The organism is Hymenobacter properus, assembly GCF_015694735.1.
Classification (GTDB): Bacteria; Bacteroidota; Bacteroidia; order Cytophagales; family Hymenobacteraceae; genus Hymenobacter; species Hymenobacter properus.
In genome coordinates this window covers 927720-946914 of record NZ_JADQDP010000001.1, presented here as the reverse complement: position 1 = coordinate 946914, position 19195 = coordinate 927720, and the positions used below count along the sequence as shown (strand labels likewise).

The 19195-nt window shown below is 63.5% G+C and carries 12 protein-coding genes; 6 read left to right on the top strand and 6 right to left on the bottom strand.

Annotation, left to right across the window (positions count from 1 at the left end; genetic code table 11):
• The first annotated feature begins 182 nt into the window (after nucleotides 1-182).
• Together dinB and I2I01_RS03985 are read left to right on the top strand one after the other, a co-directional pair.
• Entirely contained in the window at nucleotides 183-1262 is a 1080-nt protein-coding gene (dinB, locus tag I2I01_RS03990) for a DNA polymerase IV (protein ID WP_196285118.1), read from the top strand.
• 363 nt (nucleotides 1263-1625) lie between these two features.
• A complete protein-coding gene (locus I2I01_RS03985; protein WP_196285117.1) occupies nucleotides 1626-3758 on the top strand; it encodes a carboxy terminal-processing peptidase in 2133 nt (710 codons plus the stop codon).
• Between the two features lie 90 nt (nucleotides 3759-3848).
• On the opposite strand, the gene I2I01_RS03980 is transcribed toward I2I01_RS03985, so the two are convergent.
• Nucleotides 3849-4604: a DUF6252 family protein gene (locus I2I01_RS03980; RefSeq protein WP_196285116.1), complete on the bottom strand. Its 756-nt coding sequence runs from the start codon at nucleotides 4602-4604 to the stop codon at nucleotides 3849-3851.
• A gap of 90 nt (nucleotides 4605-4694) precedes the next feature.
• Between I2I01_RS03980 and I2I01_RS03975 the strand changes: the two genes are divergently transcribed.
• Entirely contained in the window at nucleotides 4695-5351 is a 657-nt protein-coding gene (locus I2I01_RS03975; RefSeq protein ID WP_196285115.1) for an HAD family hydrolase, read from the top strand.
• 139 nt (nucleotides 5352-5490) lie between these two features.
• Here I2I01_RS03975 and I2I01_RS03970 read toward each other — a convergent pair whose 3' ends face one another.
• From I2I01_RS03970 to I2I01_RS03955, 4 genes are all read right to left on the bottom strand, one after another.
• Nucleotides 5491-5775, bottom strand: a complete 285-nt coding sequence (locus I2I01_RS03970; RefSeq protein ID WP_196285114.1) for a hypothetical protein — start codon at nucleotides 5773-5775, stop codon at nucleotides 5491-5493.
• 72 nt (nucleotides 5776-5847) lie between these two features.
• Complete coding sequence (locus I2I01_RS03965) at nucleotides 5848-7758, bottom strand: CocE/NonD family hydrolase (RefSeq protein WP_196285113.1); 1911 nt, start codon at nucleotides 7756-7758, stop codon at nucleotides 5848-5850.
• Between the two features lie 164 nt (nucleotides 7759-7922).
• Nucleotides 7923-11237: an AsmA family protein gene (locus I2I01_RS03960; RefSeq protein WP_196285112.1), complete on the bottom strand. Its 3315-nt coding sequence runs from the start codon at nucleotides 11235-11237 to the stop codon at nucleotides 7923-7925.
• Between the two features lie 341 nt (nucleotides 11238-11578).
• Nucleotides 11579-13036, bottom strand: a complete 1458-nt coding sequence (locus I2I01_RS03955) for a sensor histidine kinase (RefSeq protein WP_196285111.1) — start codon at nucleotides 13034-13036, stop codon at nucleotides 11579-11581.
• Nucleotides 13037-13386: 350 nt separating this feature from the next.
• Between I2I01_RS03955 and I2I01_RS03950 the strand changes: the two genes are divergently transcribed.
• Entirely contained in the window at nucleotides 13387-16932 is a 3546-nt protein-coding gene (locus I2I01_RS03950) for a PAS domain S-box protein (RefSeq protein WP_196285110.1), read from the top strand.
• A gap of 120 nt (nucleotides 16933-17052) precedes the next feature.
• On the opposite strand, the gene I2I01_RS03945 is transcribed toward I2I01_RS03950, so the two are convergent.
• On the bottom strand, nucleotides 17053-18414 hold the full coding sequence (locus tag I2I01_RS03945; RefSeq protein WP_196285109.1) for a sigma-54-dependent transcriptional regulator: 1362 nt from the start codon (nucleotides 18412-18414) through the stop codon (nucleotides 17053-17055).
• An 81-nt stretch (nucleotides 18415-18495) separates the two neighbouring features.
• Here I2I01_RS03945 and I2I01_RS03940 point away from each other — a divergent pair, with 81 nt between their 5' ends.
• Together I2I01_RS03940 and I2I01_RS03935 are read left to right on the top strand one after the other, a co-directional pair.
• A complete protein-coding gene (locus tag I2I01_RS03940) occupies nucleotides 18496-18792 on the top strand; it encodes a hypothetical protein (protein ID WP_196285108.1) in 297 nt (98 codons plus the stop codon).
• A 7-nt stretch (nucleotides 18793-18799) separates the two neighbouring features.
• The gene (locus I2I01_RS03935) at nucleotides 18800-19195 is read left to right on the top strand and encodes a YbbC/YhhH family protein (protein ID WP_196285107.1); all 396 of its coding nucleotides are present in this window, start codon (nucleotides 18800-18802) and stop codon (nucleotides 19193-19195) included.

Genomic DNA, 19195 nt, shown 5'->3' with positions numbered 1-19195 from the left:
AATAGAATTATGAATAAAAAGAGAATGGTTGAAAAAGTTGCTCAGCTGACGCTTCTAAGATGTGGCAGGCCGGTGTGCGAAAACGAATGGCTGAGAATGACAACTCTGCTCTAAGCGCTGCAAACAAAGATTTAGACCTCTTGGGGCTGCATTTATCTTTGTTGGAATAAAGAATAAACACAGTGGCGCCCGATTCCATCCGCAAAATCATCCATTTAGATATGGATGCATTTTATGCTTCTGTCGAGCAGCGCGACAATCCTGAGCTGCGCGGGCGGCCCGTAGCGGTGGGGGGCGCCCGGGAGCGGGGCGTGGTGGCAGCGGCCAGCTACGAAGCCCGGGAGTACGGAGTGCGCTCGGCCATGCCGTCGGTGACGGCCTTGCGCAAGTGCCCGGAGCTGGTGTTTGTGCCGCCGCGCTTTGCCGTGTACAAGGAAATATCGCGGCAAATTCGGGCCATTTTTGCCGAGTATACGCCGCTGATTGAGCCGCTGTCGCTGGATGAGGCCTACCTCGACGTGACGCACAACCTCAAGCAGTTGGAGTCGGCCACTCAGATTGCGCGGGAAATCCGGGCTAAAATCCTGCAAGAAACCCAGCTCACGGCCTCGGCGGGCATTTCCTACAATAAGTTTTTGGCCAAGCTGGCGTCGGACTACCGCAAGCCCAACGGGCAGTTTGTGGTGCGGCCCGAGCATGGACTGGCCTTTGTGGCAGGGCTGGCGGTGGGGCAGTTCCACGGCATCGGGCCCGTGACGGCGGCGCGCATGAACCAACTGGGCATCTTCACCGGGGCCGATTTGCGGGACCAGCCGGTGGAGTTTTTGCAGCAGCACTTTGGCAAAGCGGGGCGCTACTACCACGCCATTGCCCGGGCCGAAGACCACCGACCCGTGGAGGCCGACCGCCTGCGCAAGTCGGTGGGTTCCGAAACCACGTTTGCGCAGGACTTAACGGCTTTTACCGACTTGCTCGACGGGCTGCGGCCGTCCATTGAAGAGGTGTGGGAGTATTGCCAGCGCTCCGGCATCCTGGGCCGCACCGTGACGGTGAAAGTGAAATTTGCCGACTTCCAGCAGATTACGCGCAGCCGCAGCAGCGTGGGGGCCATTCCGAGTCAGGCGGTGCTGGAGCGCCTCTGCCGGGAGCTGGTGGAGGGGCTGTTTCCGCTGGAAAAGGGCGTCCGCCTGCTGGGCGTCACCCTTTCGAACCTGAATACGGGGCAGCCGATGGCGGGCCGGCAGCTGACGCTGGGCTTTTGAGGTAGGGGAGGGTACTCAGGAAGCGTAGCAGAACGTCATGCAGCGCGCAGCGAAGCATCTTGCGTGCTTCAACTAATCAATGACTGCAAGCGAGATGCTACGCTGCGCTCGGCAGGACGTTCAATAGACCACTTTGCGACTGCGCCAAAAACGTTGCAAAAACTGACCTAAAACTGCCAAAAAATTGTAGTGGAAAATATAGCCAGCCTTTCGTGGGTCGGCGTGCAGATTTCCGCAACCCCAGCCGTTACCTTGCCGACTTTAAACGGAATTTTTGGCAAGGTTCTGGCCAACCTTCCCGCTCGGGGCCGGTATAAAACCCGGGCCAGGCAACCGTTCCTGACTTCTAATCATCTTCCTCGCATGAAATTTTCCCGCATTAAGCTGGGGGTGACCTCGGCCTCCTTGCTGGCCCTGCTGGGGCTGGCGTCGTTTTCGGTGTACCAGGGCACGCCCCCGCGCGACCAAGTGGTGCTGGGCGTGATGCTGCAAGGCTTGTCGCAGCTGCACTACCAGCCCGAGAAAATTGACGACCAGTTTTCGCAGCGCGTGTACGACCTGTACCTCAAGCGCGTCGACGTGAACAAGCAGCTGCTGCTGGCGCCCGAAGTGGCCGCCCTGCAGCCCTACCGCACCAAGATTGACGACGAGCTGCGCGGCGGCACCCACGAGTTTCTGGACGTAACGAGCCAGTTGCTGAGCAAGCGCATGCTCGAAATCCAGGCGCTCTACCGCCAGATTCTGGCCCAGCCCTTCGACTTTTCGGTGCAGGAAAGCTGGGAAACCGACCCCGCCAAGGCCGCTTACGCCGCCACGCCGGCCGAGCAGCGCGAGCAGTGGCGCAAGATGCTGAAGTACCAGACGCTGGCCCGCATGTCGGAAATCATGGACGACGAGGCCAAGAAGAAGGACAAGCCGCTGGCCGCCGCCAAGGTGGGCGCCTCGCCCGTCACCACCTCCGACGCGCTGCGCACGCCCGCCCAGATTGAGGCCGAGGCCCGCAAGCGCGTGCTTAAGTACTACGACGAGGCCTTTGCCGACCGTCTGAAAATCGACGACAACGACCGGCTGGCCGACTTTGCCGAGGCCATTGCCAACAGCTACGACCCGCACACCGACTACTTTGCCCCCATTGCCCGCGACAATTTCGACATTGCCATGTCGGGCCGGCTGGAGGGCACCGGCGCGCTGCTGCAGGAAGAGGAGGGCCACTTGAAGGTGGCCGACATCACGCCCGGTTCGGCCTCGGCCCGGCAGGGCGAGCTGAAAGTGGGCGACATCATCCTGCGCGTGGCCCAGGGCGCCGCCGAGCCGGTGAGCGTGGAAGGCATGCGCTTCGACAAGGCGGTGAAGCTGATTCGCGGCCCCAAGGGCACGGAAGTGCGCCTGACCGTGCGCAAGCCCGATGGCGCAACGCTGGTGATTCCCATCATCCGCGACGTGGTGGTGATTGAGGAAACCTACGCGCAGTCGGCCGTCATCAAGCAAAACGGCAAGAACTACGGCTACATCCACCTGCCCAGCTTCTACGCCGACTTCAGCGGCAAGGGCGGCCGCAACAGCGGGGCCGACGTGAAGGCCGAGCTGGCCAAGCTGGCCAAGGAAAACGTGGCCGGCGTGGTGCTCGACCTGCGCTACAACGGCGGCGGCTCGCTGCGCGACGCCGTGGACATGGGCGGCCTGTTTGTGCCCAGCGGCCCCATGGTGCAGGTGAAAACCAACCGCGGCAAGCCCCAGCCCGTGGCCGACGAAGACCCGCAGGTGCAGTACGCCGGCCCGCTGGTGGTGCTGGTGAACAAGTACAGCGCCTCGGCCTCCGAGATTCTGGCCGCCGCCATGCAGGACTACGGCCGCGCCGTGGTGATGGGCAGCACCACCTACGGCAAGGGCACGGTGCAACAGGTGTTCGACCTGGACAACGCCGTGTCGCCGGAAGTGGCGGCGCTCAAGCCGCTGGGCTCGGTGAAGCTCACCATCCAGAAATTCTACCGCGTGAACGGCGGCTCGACGCAGTTTAAGGGCGTGACGCCTGACATTACGCTGCCCGACGCGCTGACTTCCTACGCCAAGGGCGAGAAGGACGCCGACTACGCCCTGCAGTGGGACGAGATTGCGCCCGCCACCTACCAGCCCACCAACTCGGTGCCGAAGCTGGAGCAGCTGCGCGCCGCCAGCGCTGCCCGCGTGGCTGCCAGCCCCGGCTTCCGCCTCATTACCGATGCCGCTCAGCGCGCCACCGAGCAGCGCAAGAAAACCAACCTCTCGCTGAATCTGGCCGCTTACCGCGCCCAGCAGCAACAGGCCCGCGACATTAACAAGCAGCAAACCACGGCCCAGAACGCGCTGCCCTCGCTCGACGTGGCCGCCCTGGCCGCCGACGCCCGCCCGGCCAGCGACTCGACCGCTGCCAAGCGCGTGGCCCGCTTCCTGAAGCCGCTGCGCAAAGACGCTGCCCTGGCCGAAGCCGTGGCCGTGCTCGGCGACGAGGCGAAGTAGGGTTTAGGTCATTATTAATAATTGAAACGCCCCCGTTGCTAGCGAGCAGCGGGGGCGTTTTTATGAGAACGGTAAGTAGGTGTTGCTCGCTTAGAAATAAGCGTTGCTGAAAGTACCGCTGAAGGATTTGCTTACGCCCGTGGCGCGGGAAGTGGCCGTGAAGCTGTAAGTACCCGAAATGGAACGCGGAAAGGGTGCAGTGTTTTCGACTGCGGTGATGGTGAGCGTGCCGCCCGAGGGAACCGTGGCGGGATTAAGGCGAGAATCAAAGGTTTCATTGTTGGCGTTCGCAAAAACGGCGTAGGTCTGAGCTGCGTTTAAGGGGTAGGTGCCAACCGTCACGGAATAGGGCATGGTCAGGTAAAGCGAAAAAGTGGGGCTGATTTGTTTTTCGCTCAGAACCAGGGAAAAGGTCTGGCTACCAATGTTTACATCGACGTAACCAGGCGCGAAAGGCACCCCATCGGCCGTGAAGGAAGCGGTGGAACGCGCCGCAGTGAGAAGCGGTATGACGGTGGTTTGTCCGGCCACGACGGTGGCCGTTTGCTGGCGGGGCGGAATGTAGTTGTTGTTTCGCTGGTAGAGCAATTCGTATGCTCCGGCCGGAACCGCATCGAAACGATATGCGCCCTGGGCGTCCACCGCGGCGTAAGTAATGGCTTGGTGGGTGTTTTTATCGGACAAGGTGACGGCCCGAACGGCATCGGCCGGCTGAATGGAACCGATGATGGCGGGCCCGGTCACGACGGGTGTGGGTGCCGGAACGGGCGTATCGGCAGACTTTTTGGTGCAGGAACCACCCGCTAACGTGGCGCATAGAGCCATCAGGTACAGCTTGTTATTCATGGCGCGGGAAGGAGGTGAAAGAATTAATACCTAATGTACACCAAAGAGCTGGCATTTTTGCAGGCCTTTTCACAAGACATCAACGCAAGCATGACAGCTTTTATTTTCGACCTCAACGGGACCATGATTCACGACATGGACTACCACACCCGCGCCTGGCAGCACCTGTTCAACCACGACATTGGCGGTGAATTCACCTACGAGCAAGTGAAGCCCCAGATGTACGGCAAAAACCAGGAGGTGCTGGTGCGCGTGTTCGGCCCCGACCGGTTCAGCAGCGAGGAGATGGACCGCCTTTCATTGGAAAAGGAGCGGCGCTACCAGCAGGAATACCGGCCCAGCCTGGCCCTGCTGCCCGGACTGCCGGAGTTTCTGGAAGCCGCCTATCAGGCCGGCATTCCCATGGCCATTGGCTCGGCAGCCATTCCGTTCAACATCGATTTTGTGCTCGACAACCTGAACATCCGGCACTACTTCCAGGCTATCGTGAGTGCCGACGACGTGACGCTGAGCAAGCCCCACCCAGAAACATTCCTCAAAGCCGCCGCCCAACTCGGCGCAGCGCCGGCCGACTGCCTCGTGTTCGAGGACGTGCCCAAGGGTGCCGAAGCGGCCCTGAACGCGGGCATGAAGGCCATGGTGCTCACCACCACGCACGAAGTAGCCGAGTTTGCTCACCTGCCCAACGTGCTGCACTTCGCGCCGGACTTTACCGATGCCTTTGTGCGCGGGCTGGTGGAGGCTTAGGCGTGACTGCGTACAAATAAAAACGCCTGTCATCCTGAGCGCAGCGAAGGACCTTGTCAAGTTAGAACAATTAGTTCGGGCGTGATAAGGTCCTTCGCTGCGCTCAGGACGACAGACGGTGCGGTGTAGCCGCTTAGGCCTACATCTTCATCTTCGACTTGCCTTTTTCGGCGCGCTTGGCCTCGCGGTGGGCACGTTTCTCGGCGTCGGTGCGGGTGCGGACGGGGGTGCCGGTGCCGGGCGACAGCACGTCGCGGTTGTTGGCGATGTTGGAGCCGTCCATGGCCGTGCCCACGCGGGGTTGGTTGTTGGAAGGTGCGGTGGGGTTAGTGTTGTTGTCGGCTGGGGCGTTGCTGGCCGGGGTGGTTTGGGCGAAAGCGGTGGTGCTGAGGCCCAGCGCGAGCAGCAAGGTGAGGAGTTTCATAAAGCAGTGGAAAGCGGGTGGATGATGGCCTTCCTACGTGCTACGGTTGGGCTGGGGTTGCGCGCGGGCCTGCTAGGGCAGTACCGGCACCCGCAGCGCCGACGGGTGCGAAGCGTCGTGGTAGAGGCGGATGGTAGCCTTCTGGAAGTCCTTAGCGTCGGCCTGCGCAATGTTGACAAAGGTCTGCGGGTTGCGGTCGACGAGCGGAAACCAGGTGCTTTGCACCTGCACCATGAGGCGATGCCCTTTTTGGAAGGTGTGGAGCACGTCGGGCAACTCGTATTTCACCTCGGTGGGCTGGTTGGGCTTGAAGGCTTCAGGATTGGAGAAACTGTTGCGGAAGCGGCCACGCATCACCTCGGCGCGCACCAAGCGCTGGGTGCCATCGGGCAGTTCATCGATGACTTTCACCACAAAATCGGCGTCGGTGCCGGAGGTGCTCACCCACAAATCGGCGTTGATGGGGCCGGCCACGGTGAGGTCCTGGGGCAGCGCCTCGGTGCGGAAGCTGAGCACATCGGGCCGCTTGGCGGCGAAGCGCTGGTCTTCTATCATGTACTCGTTGTTGCGGTCGCCGCGCACGCCGGCGGTGTAGGGTACGGGGTTGGCCGGGTCGCTGAGGTACTGGCTTGGGGGAACTAGTTTATTGACTGTCGGCAACCGGGTGATATGCGGATTATTTGAATCCTTGAGGGCCTTGGATACTTTGGTTTCAACTGCTGGCTCGATGACAGCCAAGTGGCCGTTTTCCTGAATAAGTATGGTGCGTGCCTCCGTAGCCACCGGCGGCCAAGCCGCATACGTTTTCCACTCATTCGTGCCGGTATTGAACACCGTGGCCTCGGCCGGGTTGAAGCTGCCTTTGTCTTTCAGGTAGAAGTTGAAAAACGGCGTTTCCAGCGTTTGGTGGAAGGTTTCGGCGGTGTTGCTGCCGAAGCTGAGGGGGCCGAAGCGGCTCCAGTCGGGGCGCGCCCAGGCGCCGTGGGTCCAGGGCCCCATCACGAGGCGGTTGGTGGCGCCGGGGTTCTGCTTCTCGATGACCTTGTAGGTGTTCAGGGCGCCGTACAGGTCTTCGGCGTCGAACCAGCCGCCCACCACCAGCACGGCCGGCTTCACGCCGGTGAGGGCGGGGCGAATGTTGCGCTGCTGCCAGTAGGCATCGTAGGTATCGTGCTGCTGGTACTCGTTCCAGATGCGGGCGCGGTTGTTGAAATACTTGGGCCCGTTGGCATTTTTGAGCGGGCCCAGCTCGAGGAAAAACTTGTAGGCGTCCTTGGTTTCGAAGTCAAACAGTGGCTTGTAGTTGGCCACAGGCTGGGGCCGGGGCACGTCGAAATAATTGGTGAAGCTGAAGTTGTCGAGCAGAAAGAACGCGCCCTTGTGCCGCGCGTCGTCCCCGATGAATTCATCCGTGACGGGCGCCTGGGGCGATACTGCTTTCAGGGCGGGGTGGGCGTTGGGGAGTGCCGCCGAGGCATAGAAACCGGGGTAGCTGATGCCCACCATGCCCACGCGGCCGTTGTTGCCCGGCACGTTTTTCAGCAGCCACTCAATGGTGTCGTAGGTGTCGGTGCTTTCGTCGTGGGCCGTGGGCTGGGCTTTGCTGGCGGGCAGGGCTGGCGTCATTTCCTCAAACTGGCCCTCGCTCATGTAGCGCCCGCGCACGTCCTGGTACACAAAAATGTATTTCTCTTCCGACAACTCCCGGCTGGGTCCCGGCCCCCGTTGGCGGTACTTATTCTCCCCGTACGGCCCGGCCGAGTAGGGCGTGCGCGTCATCAAAAACGGGTAGGGCGTGGCCGCCGAGGCCTCCTTAGGTACGTAAATGGTAGTGTAAAGCTTCACCCCATCGCGCATAGTTATCTGGCGGTCGAGCTTAGTGTAATGCTGCCGCACAAAAGCGGAGTCCTGCGCGCGGGTTTGGGCCTGGGCGAACGGTGCGGCGGCAAGTAGGAGGATGGCGGTAAGGTAGTGGCGCGTCATAGGTAATTGAATGGTAGGCAAAGGAACGGCCCAAAAGACCGTCATGCAGAGCGCAGCGAAGCATCTCGCTTGGGGGAGTAACTTATTCGATGGGGTTGCGCTGCGCAAGCGAGATGCTTCGCTGCGCTCTGCATGACGGTTTGCTTTCCGGAATTAAGAGCAGCTTACCGCAGTAGCCGCACCGTTGTATCGAGGCGCTGGGTGGTGAGGTAGTCTCGGTATTGCTGGCGCAGTCGCGTCATGGCCTCGCGCTGCTCGTCGCGCTGAAACAAGCGGACTTTGTATTTCTCTTTCGGGGCGGTGCGGCGCAAGTTCACGTAGGTGAGCTTGCCGTTATCGGAGTGGCTTACCTGCTCGCCGCGCTGAATGCGCTCGATGCGCTTGTCGTTGTTGCCGAAGAGCGCCTGCAGGGGCTTAAGGCCGATAAACAGGTTGGTAGCGCCTTCCAAGCCGTAATGCCCGCTGATTTCGAGGTTACTTAGGTTGCTATCCAGCCGCAGGCCGGGGATGATGAGCTGGCCCTGCGTAAGCAAGAACTCGCCCGTCACGGGCTCAAAGTAGAGGTGGCCCGTGCGCTCGGCTTTCATAAATTTCAGGGCCTCCATCAGCGCCTCCACGTTGATGAGCTCCAGGTTGCGGAAATCCACCTTCAGGTAGCCGTCCGTCTTCATAAAATTGGGCAGAAACTTCCGGCCGAGGTCGGTGCGAATGTCGGCCACGCCGCGCAGGCTGCCCCGGATATTTTCGCCATTTAATACGTTCAGACCCATGCTGCTGGCCCCGGCAAACAGGGCCGGCAGCTCCACGTCCTGGAGGCGCATTTGCAGTTGGGTGGGGTGGTGGCCGCGGTTAGCCGTGCTGCGCATGGAGCCGCTGAGCTGAATGTTGCCCTGCAATACCTCCACCGAGCAATTATCGAGCTTGGCCTCGCCCTCGAGCAGGTGCGACACCAACCGGAACCGGCTGCCGCGCAGCGGGCCGTAGTGCACCTCGTCGGCTTCCACGCGCAGCACGGCACTCAGCAGGCCGTTAGAGAGCAGCGAATAGTTGCCGCCGGCTTGCTGGCGCTGGGCGCGGCGCGTGGCCTTGCGCTCGATGCGGGCCAGGCTGCGGGCCGTGGGCACGGTATCGGGGGGCGTGGTGAGGCTGGAAATGAGGCCCAGCAGGCGCGTCACGTCCAGGGTGGCGTAGCGCAGGGTTACGTCGGCGTCGGCCGCCGTCAGGCGGAAGCCTTCGGTCTCGGCCGTGGCCTGGGCTTCGCCGTAGCCGCCCTCGGGCGTGCGGAAGCGCAGGTAGGGGAGGCGCAGCAGGGAGCCGGTTTTCACCAACTGCAGGCTCACGTGGCCCATGCTCTCGTCTTCGGGCAGCTGCACGTGGTCAATGTCGAGGGTCAGGTGGCCGTTGGCGGCCAGCAGCAGGTCACGCAGGGCCGGCGTGCGCTCGCCCGACTGGTCTTCCTGGGTTTTCGCCCGGGCTTTGGCCTTGCGCGCGGCATTGGGCGCGGGCCGGGTGAAGCGCTCCACAAACTGCCGGTAGTTGAAGGTGGCAAAATGCACGGCCAGGTTATAGTCTACCGGCGCCACACGGTTGTCGGGGTCGGTGGGCCAGTGCACGTTGCCGCGCACATCGCCGCCCCACACGCGGCCGGCCAGGTTCCGCAGCTGCACCTGCTGGCCGTCGTGGCGCACGGTCACGGCTAGGTTTTCGAGCGTGTCGGTGGCCAGTAGCAGCCGCTGGCAGCGCAGGTTGGCATCGAGCAACAGGCCGGGCGGAATTAGCTCGCTGCCCAGCGTGGCGGCCAGCTGGGCCCGGTCGCGGGCATTGCGGGCGCGCTTGGGCAGGCTGGTGGGCGAGAAGCCCGGCCCGGCCTCCCGGGGCAGGGGGCGCAGCAGGCGGCGCAGCGTGAGCACCCGCAGCTCGTCCACCGCAAAGTTGCCGCTGATGCGGGCCGTGGGGTGTTGCCCGGTCAGGTAGTCCAGCAAATGCACCGTGGTGGCCGAGGCCTGAAAGCGCATGCCATTGAGCACGCCCGCGGCGTTGGAAAGCCGCCACAGGCTGTCTCGCAGCCCCACCTTCACGTCGAGGGCCGAAATGTCGGCGCCGCGCAGGGGCAAGCGGAAAGACGCCTGGTGCAGGTTCACGGTGCCGTTGAGCGTCAGGTTTTTGCGCGTACCCAGGTCGGGCCGGTTGGGCGGGGGCGGCAGCAGGCCCCGCACCCGCACGTCGAGGTCGGCCACGCCGCCGCGGGCCCGCCAACGGCCCGGCGACACCACGGCCGCCAGCTCGGCCAGCCCGGCGCGGCCCCGGAACCGGCCGTCAACGAAGGGCCGCTTGAAGTCGCGCAGCGTCAGGGCCGCGTCGAGCTGCCCGGCGGCCGAGTAAATGCGGCAGCGCTTGAGGGTAAGCACCGTGGAGCGGATGTTGTGCCGGGGGCCGTTGTCGTAGGTGCCGGCCAGGTCCCAGCGGGTGATGTGGCGGCCCTCGCCGGGCCATTTCAGGCTGGCGGCCTGCAGGTTGAAGCGCAACACGTTGTGGGGCGTCACTTTGGGCCCGCTAAGGCCCGTGATGCGGTAGTGGATGTGGGCCTTGCTGGGACTGGTGGCCCCGGCCAGGTAGGGCTCGAGGCGCGGGGGCAGGGCAGCGTGCAGCACGTCCACGAGCGGCTGGTTGCCCACGAAGCGCAGGTTCAGCAGCGTGCCGGCCGGCTCGTCGGGGTCCACGGTGTGGGTGCCGCTCACGCGAATGGTGTCGCCGTTGAGGGTGGCGCGGGTGCGGTACAGCAGCCCCTTCCGGTTCTCGAAGGTGTATTTGTAGTGCACCCAGGCCTGCACCGGCTCTTGCTCGAACAGCGTGCCGGCGCGGGTGCGCAGGTAGCTCAGCTGCCCGTTGAGGGTACCGGTCACATGCATCACCCCGCCCTTCAGGCGCACCGACAACCGGGCTGCGTCGGCGTGAGCACCGAAGGCCGTGCGCAGGTAGCCGTTGTGTGAGCTGAAATTGAAATTGTTAACCAGCAGCTCATCTAGCTTGAGATTGAGGGCCGGCGCCTGGCCGGTACCGCGCTTGCGCTTGCCGCGCAGCCCCCAGGAGCGGCCCAGCGAGTCGACCCGCTCCCGAAAGTCCACGTCGGTCAGGGCCAGCCGCTCCACCCGCACCTGGCGGCGCAGCAGCGGCAGCAGCTCCAGGCGCAGGTCGGCGCGGCCCATGCGCAGCACCGGCATGCGCCGCCGAAACGAGGTATCGGTAAGGGCAATGTGGTGGATGGAGGCCGTGAGGTGCGGGAAATCGCGCCAGGGCGAAAACTCCACTTCAAACGGCTCCAGCACCAGCTCCGAGTCGTGGGTGAGGGCGAAGCGCACTTTTTGCGCTACCAAGCGCCGTCCGTATTCGCTGCCCACCAGCCACACCACCGCCACTCCGCCCACCACCACCAGCAGAAGTACTGCCGCTAGTATGCGCCGGAAGGAGAGTAATTTCATAGGAGCCGTCGTTGCTGCTGGCGCGGCAGCTCGCCGCACACAATTCAGCCAAAGTAGCCCAAATACGGGAAATGCGCCATCGGGGCTGGTCGCGCTGCGGCTAGCGGCCCCACATTAAGTCTCAGCGGCGCATTTTTAGAGCTTGCAACCTTCAGTTTTTGGCGGGGCAAGGAAGGTGCTTAGAAGCTAGGTTTCGTGCCGGAAAACGCCTAGCTTTCGGCATCTGATTTTGGCGCCGCCGCATTTGGCCAAGCGAGTCACCCTGCGCACGAAAGAATAGCGCTATTAAGCAGTGCGTTTTTGTGCCTAATAGTTAAATCTAAAACTTTTTTTGTGCGGGTTTAAGCTGAAATTGGGAGGGTAAAAAGGAATCGGCTGCCCTTTTGTGGCTGGCTTTCAACCCATAGCTGCCCGCCCTGCGCGTGGATGAATTCCCGCGAAATACTCAGCCCCAAGCCCGAGCTGCTGCCCTTGGCCGTCTGGCCCGGCACGCCGGCAAAGCGCTGAAAGATGCGCTTATGGTACTCAGCCGGAATGCCGGGGCCGCAGTCTTCCACGCTCACGCGCACCATCTCGCCCCAGGGCAACACGCGCACTACCAGCGGTGCCGCCGGAGGCGAGTAGCGGATGGCGTTGGACAGCAGGTTGATGAGCACCCAGGTGGTTTTTTCCACGTCGCCCTGCACGGCGGGCAATGCTTCGGGCACCTGCACGTCGAGCTGCAATTCCTTATCGGCCAGCTGGGGGCGCACGGTCTGGGTGGCGTAGCCGATGACCTCGCCCAGGCGCATGGGCTGCACGTCGAGCTTGATGCCGGCGCCCGCGTCGAGGCGCGCCACGTCAATGAGCTGGCCCACCATGCTCAGCAGGCGCTGGGTTTCTTCGCCGATGCCGGCGGCCAGGCGCTGGCGCTCGGCGGCGTCGGTGCGGTCGTTTTGCAGCAGCATGAGGCTAAGCTTGATGCTGGCCAGGGGCGTTTTGAGCTCGTGCGAAATGGTAGCCAAAAAGGTCGATTTCACCTCGTCGAGCTTCTTGAAATCGGACACATTGCGCAGGCAGAAGATGTGGCCGCCGGGCGTGGGCTTGGCGGGCGGCCCACCGTTGGTCATCTCGATGGGGCTGATGCTGAGCTGGTAGTGCGGTGCGTCGCCCTTGTGCGGAAACGTGAACACGGGGTCGGGCACGTCGTCGCCGGCCAGGTTGTGGGCGGCCAGGGGGGCCAGCAGCTCACGCAGCAGCTCGTTGGTTTCGGCTACCGCGGCGGCGGACCGGCCTTCGAGCTCGGCCGGGCGGAGGCCCAGCAGGTCGCAGGCCACGGGGTTGGCCAGGATGATGGTTTGATGCTCATCGAGCAGCAGCAGGCCCTCGTCTAGGCTTCTCACCAGGCTGTCCATGCGGTTGCGCTCGGTGAAAAGCTCGGCCAGGGTGGCGCGCAGCTCGGTTTGAGCCTGGCTGAGCACCCGGTTCACGGCGGTGGCCACCGAGCCCACTTCGTCGCGCCGGCCCACGCCCACGCGGGTGGCGGGGCCGGGGCCGGCCACCTTCTCCACGTCCACGGTGAGGCGGCGCAGCGGGCGCACCACCACGCGCGGCAGCCGCACCATCATGGTGACGCCCACGGCCGTGCCCGCCACCAGAAACAGCAGCACCGTGGAGCGGGCCATGTTAAAATCGTGCTGCTCGATGCCGTGGGCTCCGTTTTCGAGGTAGCTGATGGTAAAAAAAGCGTAGCCGCCCAGCCCCAGCAGCAGCAATAGCAGCAGAAACACGCTGAGGCGGATTTTGAGTTTGAGGGACATGTGCGAAGGAAAAGCTGCCGCCCGCGCGGCCCGCGCCCGGCGGGCGCGGTGTGCAAACAAGGAAATGCAAAACAACCCACCCGGCGCCGCTTTGCGCGTACCTGCGCGCAAATGCCAGCTCGCAGGCAAGGCCGCTGCGTTGAAGCAGCAGGAGCGGGAAAGGGAGCAAGAGGGGGTTACATATCGAAGAAAAAATGGCCGATAAATGGGGATGAAGCGGCTTTTGATAGGAGGAACCGCCCGGGTGGCGTACTTTGGAGGGCGGTTGAGCTTTGCTTTATTCGCCAGTAGGCAAACATCATTACGACTGCTGGCCGGCTTAACAAGCAACTCATGCGCTGCACCCGGCTATGAACCCCGTTTCTACTTTCTCTGATGCCGAATGGGCCGCGCAGCTGCGTGCGGAGCAGGACCGCCGCGCGCAGGCCGAAGCCGCACTGGCCGAGGCGCAGGCCCGCCTAACCGCCCTCGAAAACCAGCTGGCCCACACCGCCAGCAGCGCCCAGCACCAGCACACCCAGCTCACGGCCCTGGTGCAAAACCTGCAGGCCGGCCTGGTGCTGGTCGACCAGGCCGGGCAGATTCAGTTCGTGAACCAGCACTTCTGGGAGCTGTTTGGGCTGCCGCCCGTGGCAGGGCCGGCCGAAGGTGGCCCGCCCATTCCCTACGCCGCGGTGCACATCGACGAGGCCTTTGCCGACCCCGCCGCCTTCATGGCGCGGGCGCGGGCGCTGCACGCCGCCGGGCAAACGGTGCTGCAGGAAGAATTTACGCTGGCAGATGGCCGCGTGGTGGAGCTGGACTACCTGGTGCTGGATACCGTGGGGGCGGGCCGCCTGATTTGCTACCGCGACGTGACCGAGCGCCACCGCCGCGACGAAGAGCTACGCACGCTCTCCTACATCCCGGCCCAAAGCCCCAACGCCATCCTGCGGCTCACGGCTGCCGGCGAAGTCGACTATGCCAACCCGGCGGCCCGGCTGCTGCTCGATGCCCTGGCCGCCGAAGCGCCGGGCACCGTGCCGCAGCGCCTGCAGGCCTTGGCGGAGGAGGCGTTGCACGCGCCCTTGGCGTCCCGGCGGACGCTGGACGTGGCGGGGCAGCACTACCAGTTTTCGGCCGTGGCCGTGCCGGAGCAGCCCTTCGTGTCGCTCTACCTCACCAACGTGACCGAGCGCCACCTGGCCGAGCAGCGCCTGGCCGAGCAGCGGGCCTTTTACGAGGGGGTGCTGGAGCAAGTGCCCTCGGCGGTGGCCGTGTTCGACGCCGAGCACCGCTACCTGTTTGTGAACCCGGCCGTGGAACCCGACCCCGCCGTGCGCGCCTGGATGCTGGGCAAAACCAGCTCCGAAACCGGCCCCCCGCGGCAGCGGCCCGAGGCCATTATGCAGGCCCGCCAGGCCGCCTTTGCCGAGGCAGTGAAAACCGAGGGCGAGGTGGTGTGGGAGGAAATGCGCCCCGGCCCCGACGGGCCCGTCCACTTTTTGCTTCGCTACCGCTCCGCCCGCGATGCCGACGGTGCCCTGCGGGTCATCAGCTCGGGCTTCGAAATTACGGCGCGCAAGCAAGCCGAGGAAAAGCTGGCCCGGCAGCGGGAGTTCTACGAATCCATTCTCAACCTGCTGCCCGTCGACGTGGCCGTGTTCGACGCCAAGCACCGGTTCTTGTTTGTGAACCCCTCGTCGATTTCGGACCCCCAAATCCGGCAACAGGCCATCGGGCTCACCAATGCGGAATACTTTGCCCTGCGCGGGGACCGGCAGCCGGCCGGCATCGCCGAGCAGCGGGAGCAGTACTTCGACCTGGCCGTGCGCACCCGCACCGACGTGACCTGGGAGGAAATGCGCACCGACCGCAAGCAGCGCCCCCAGCTGATAGTGCGGCACCTGCGGCCCGTGTTCGACGCCGACGGCCAGCTGCGCATGGTGGTAGGGGCGGGCATCGACATCACGGCGCGCTACACGGCCGAAAAGCTGCAGCACGAGGTGCAGCAAATGCTGCAGGTGCAGCAAAACTTCGTGCGCCAGATTCTCGACGCCCTGCCCAACGTGCTCTACCTGGTAGACCCCAGCGGCGCGGTGTCGTTTGCCAACCCCGCCTACGAAACCATGATTGGGCACGGCAGCCACTGGCAGCCGGAGGGAGCGTCCGAGCCGGTGCGCGAGGAAATGCGGCAGATGCAGGCCCTCAACCAACTGGTGCGCACCACCCAGCAGCCGCAGGTGAAGGAAATGCCGTTCACGCTGAAAACCGGCGAAACCCGCTACTTCAACGTGCACAAGCGCCCCCTGCGGCGCCTGGACGGCCAGTTCGACATCCTGACCATCAGCACCGACGTGACCGCCGTGAAGCAGGCCCGCCAGGCCCTGGAACGCCGCGAAAAGCAGTACCACGACCTGGTGTACTACTCCCAGGCCCTAATCTGCACCCACGACCTGGCCGGCGTGGTGCTGTCGGTGAACCCAGCCATTGAGCGCCTCATGGGCCTGCCTGCGGCCCAGCTGGTGGGCCGCTCGCTGCAGCAGGCCATTCCGGCCGAGCACCACGCGGCCGTGCAGGCTTACTTGGGCGATACGCAGCAGGTGCAATCCGGCGTGGTGCAGGTGCTGGCCGGTGGCGGCGAGCGGCGCTACCTGCAGTATTACACCTACGAAGTGCGCGAGGAAGGCTACCCCACCTACGTGGTGGCCTCGGGCTACGACGTGACGGAGGGCATTCTGGCCCAGAAGGCCCTGCAGCAAGCCAAGTGGGAAGCCGAGGAAAACGCGCAGGCCAAGGAAGACTTCCTGGCCCGCATGAGCCACGAAATCCGCACCCCCCTCAACGGCGTGCTGGGCATGGCCTCGCTGCTGCAGAAAACCGAGCTCACGCCCGCCCAGCGTGACTACCTGGCCACCATGCAGCACGCCGGCCAGCACCTGCTGGCCCTGCTCAACGACGTGCTCGACATGGCCAAAATCACCACCCAGCACGCCCCGCTCAACCGGGCGCCCTTCGACCTGCGCATGGCCCTGCAGGGGGCCGGCCAGACGGTGGCCGCCCTGGCCGCCGCCAAAGGCCTGGCCCTGGTGGTAGAACCCTTGGCCGCGGCCGTGCCCCGCGTGGTGGGCGACGCCTACCGCCTGCACCAGGTGCTGCTCAACCTGCTTTCCAACGCCATCAAATTCACGGAAAAAGGGCAGGTTCGCCTCGGGGCTGATGTGATAGAGGAGAATGCCGAAGCCCTGACGGTGCACTTCCGCGTCGAAGACACCGGCATCGGTATTTCGGTGAAAGAGCAGATACACATCTTCGACGCTTTTGCCCAGGCCTCGGCCGACACCAGCCGCCGCTACGGGGGCACCGGCCTGGGCCTGGCCATCAGCCAGCAGCTGGTGGCACAAATGGGCGGTGCCCTGCGCCTGAGCAGCCGGCCCGGCCAGGGCACCGTTTTCATGTTCCTGCTCACCCTGCCGCGGGCCCAGGAGGCTGCTGAGGCACCTGCGCCCGCCCCCGCGCGCCTGGCCTGCGAAAACCTGCGCGGCCTGCGCGTGCTGCTGGCCGAAGACAATGTGGTAAACCAGCGCATTGCCATGGCCGTGCTCGAGCACTGGGGCGTGCAGGTGACGCCCGTGAGCAACGGGCGCGATGCCCTAGCCGAGCTGCTCAAGCAGCCTTTCGATGCGGCCCTGCTCGACATCCGCATGCCCGGCCTGACCGGCGTGCAAGTAACCGAGGCCATCCGCCGCCACCCCGAAATGGCACGGGCCCGCGTGCCCATCATTGCCCTCACCGCCAATGCCTTCGAGGCCGACCGCGCCGCCTACCTGGCCGCCGGCATGAACGCCTGCCTCACCAAGCCCTACGAGGAAGCCGACCTCTGCCAGCTGCTGCTGGAGCTGACGGAGCAGAATTAGGTTGAGAAAAACCTAAGAACGGTCATGCCGAGCGCAGCCGAGGCATCTCGCGTGCCGAAGTAATTAGTCTTCCGCGGCGAGATGCCTCGGCTACGCTCGGCATGACCGTCTCTCCTGGTTCTAGCCTAAAGCGTACTCTTCCAGCTTGCGGTACAGCGTAGTCAGCCCGATGCCCAGGCGTTTGGCTACCTCGGGCTTGTTGCCGTCTAGCTCGCCCATCAGCTTGCCGATGTGCCGGGCTTCGAGGGCCCGCAGGCTGTCGTCGGCGGCATCGGCGCCGGGGCGAGCGGGCCGGCCCAGCGCGTGAAACTCGTCGGGCAGGTAGTCGGCCGTCAGCAGCTCGCCGGTGGGGGCGAGGATGGCGGCGCGTTCGAGCACGTTTTTCAGCTCGCGCACATTGCCGGGCCAGGGGTAGCGCTGCAGCAAGGCCAGGGCCTCGGGCGCGAGGCCGGGCAGGCGCTTGCCGAGCTTGGCGGCGAAGTGCTGCAAGAAGTGCTGGGCCAGCGGGGGCACATCGGCGGGCCGGTCTTTGAGGGGCGGCACCTGAATGGTGAACACCGAGAGGCGGTAGTATAAATCGGGGCGGAAACGGCCTTCGTCGGCTTCCTGCTTGAGGTTGCGGTTGGTGGCGGCCACCAGGCGGATGTTCACCTTGGTGGGCTTGGTGTCGCCGAGCTTGGTGAAGGTCTGGCTTTCGAGCACGCGCAGGAACTTAGCCTGCACGTTGAGCTCCAACTCGCCGATTTCGTCCAGAAACAGGGTGCCGCCGTTGGCTTCTTCCAGCAGGCCCTTCTTGTCGGCCAGCGCCCCGGTGAAGGCCCCTTTCTTGTAGCCAAATAGCTCCGATTCGAGCAAATCCTTGGGGAAGGCGCTGCAATTGACGGCCACGAAGGCCTTGCCCCGCCGCCCGCTGGCCTGATGAATGGCCTGGGCAAACAGCTCCTTGCCGCTGCCGGTGGGCCCTTCGAGCAGCACGGTGCTATCGGTGGGCGCCACCTGCCGGGCCAGCTGCTGCACCCGTTTCAGCTCGGCCGAGGCCCCAATCATCGACTCGAAGCGGTACTGCTCGCCCACGCGGCGCTCCAACTCGGCCACGCGCTGGCGCAGGCGGGCTTTTTCGGCGGCGCGCTCCACCACCACCACCAGCTGCTGCTCAAAGTCGCCCTTGGTGAGGTAGTCGAAGGCGCCGAGCTTCATGGCCTTCACCCCGTCGGCGATGGTGCCGAAGGCGGTAAGCAGCACCACTTCGGCGTCGGGGGCGGCGGCTTTGTAGCGGGGCAGCAGGTCGACGCCGTGGCCGTCGGGCAGCTTCACGTCACTGAGCACCAGTAGCACCTCGGCGGCGTGTTGCTGGAGCAGCTCGAGGCCGCGGCGGGCGTCGGGGGCTTGCAGCACGGTGTAGCCTTCGAGCTCCAGCACCTGGGCCAGCAGCTGGCGCAAGCGCGCTTCGTCGTCGATGATGAGGAGGGTACCGGTGGGCATGTTTGAAGTGGAAGGTTGCAACTACAAAGAACGGTCAGCTTGGGCAGCTACTTTTGAAGCCGTTTACCAAAAAATCATTCGATGAGCGAAGAAAGCAAACGCGTGGAATGCTGCACGCATGGCGACCGATACCCGGCTTACGTTTGCCAACATCTGAACCTGAAAACGCCCGTGGGCTTTTATGAGCCCTTTGCTTCTGACCCAAGCGTGGTTTATTCGGATGACGAACTCAACGCTTGGTGCGATGCCTGCGATGAAGTGCTAACCAGAGTTGGCGAGTGGAACGAAGAATCTGAAAGCTTCGCGGGGATTAAACTTGTTTGCGATGTGTGTTTCTTCGATATGAAGGAGTTAAATACTGGTAGTAGATTAGGATGAATCTATTATGAGAAAAATTATTACAGTTGCGTGTTTGCTTTTCCTTATGGGAATGAGTTTTACGGGATGTTCTCAAAGCAGAAAAGAGCATTCAATGCATGGAATAGAATATGCAAAGAAGGAATTGCAAGAGTCGCTTAAAAATAAGTCTCTGCACAATGTCGTCTCTACAAATAAGCTATTAGTTTCTGATAGTTCTACTGCTGTTCAAGTGCTTGAGCCTATTATATTTCACATCTATGGCAAGGAGGACATTGTTAAGCAGCGGCCTTACGAAATTAATTTGATTGACAACTATTGGGTAATGTCTGGAACACTGCCTAAAGGCTGGCTAGGAGGTGTATTTATGATTATTATGGATGCCCACAATTGCCAAATTATTCGGATAACACACGGCAAATAG

Coding starts and splice junctions, on each gene's coding strand:
- I2I01_RS03955 (WP_196285111.1), bottom strand. CDS start 13,036: ATGTCCCTCAAACTCAAAATCCGCCTCAGCGTGTTTCTGCTGCTATTG.
- I2I01_RS03945 (WP_196285109.1), bottom strand. CDS start 18,414: ATGCCCACCGGTACCCTCCTCATCATCGACGACGAAGCGCGCTTGCGC.
- I2I01_RS03960 (WP_196285112.1), bottom strand. CDS start 11,237: ATGAAATTACTCTCCTTCCGGCGCATACTAGCGGCAGTACTTCTGCTG.
- I2I01_RS03965 (WP_196285113.1), bottom strand. CDS start 7,758: ATGACGCGCCACTACCTTACCGCCATCCTCCTACTTGCCGCCGCACCG.
- I2I01_RS03950 (WP_196285110.1), top strand. CDS start 13,387: ATGAACCCCGTTTCTACTTTCTCTGATGCCGAATGGGCCGCGCAGCTG.
- I2I01_RS03935 (WP_196285107.1), top strand. CDS start 18,800: ATGAGAAAAATTATTACAGTTGCGTGTTTGCTTTTCCTTATGGGAATG.
- I2I01_RS03940 (WP_196285108.1), top strand. CDS start 18,496: ATGAGCGAAGAAAGCAAACGCGTGGAATGCTGCACGCATGGCGACCGA.
- I2I01_RS03980 (WP_196285116.1), bottom strand. CDS start 4,604: ATGAATAACAAGCTGTACCTGATGGCTCTATGCGCCACGTTAGCGGGT.
- I2I01_RS03975 (WP_196285115.1), top strand. CDS start 4,695: ATGACAGCTTTTATTTTCGACCTCAACGGGACCATGATTCACGACATG.
- I2I01_RS03970 (WP_196285114.1), bottom strand. CDS start 5,775: ATGAAACTCCTCACCTTGCTGCTCGCGCTGGGCCTCAGCACCACCGCT.
- I2I01_RS03985 (WP_196285117.1), top strand. CDS start 1,626: ATGAAATTTTCCCGCATTAAGCTGGGGGTGACCTCGGCCTCCTTGCTG.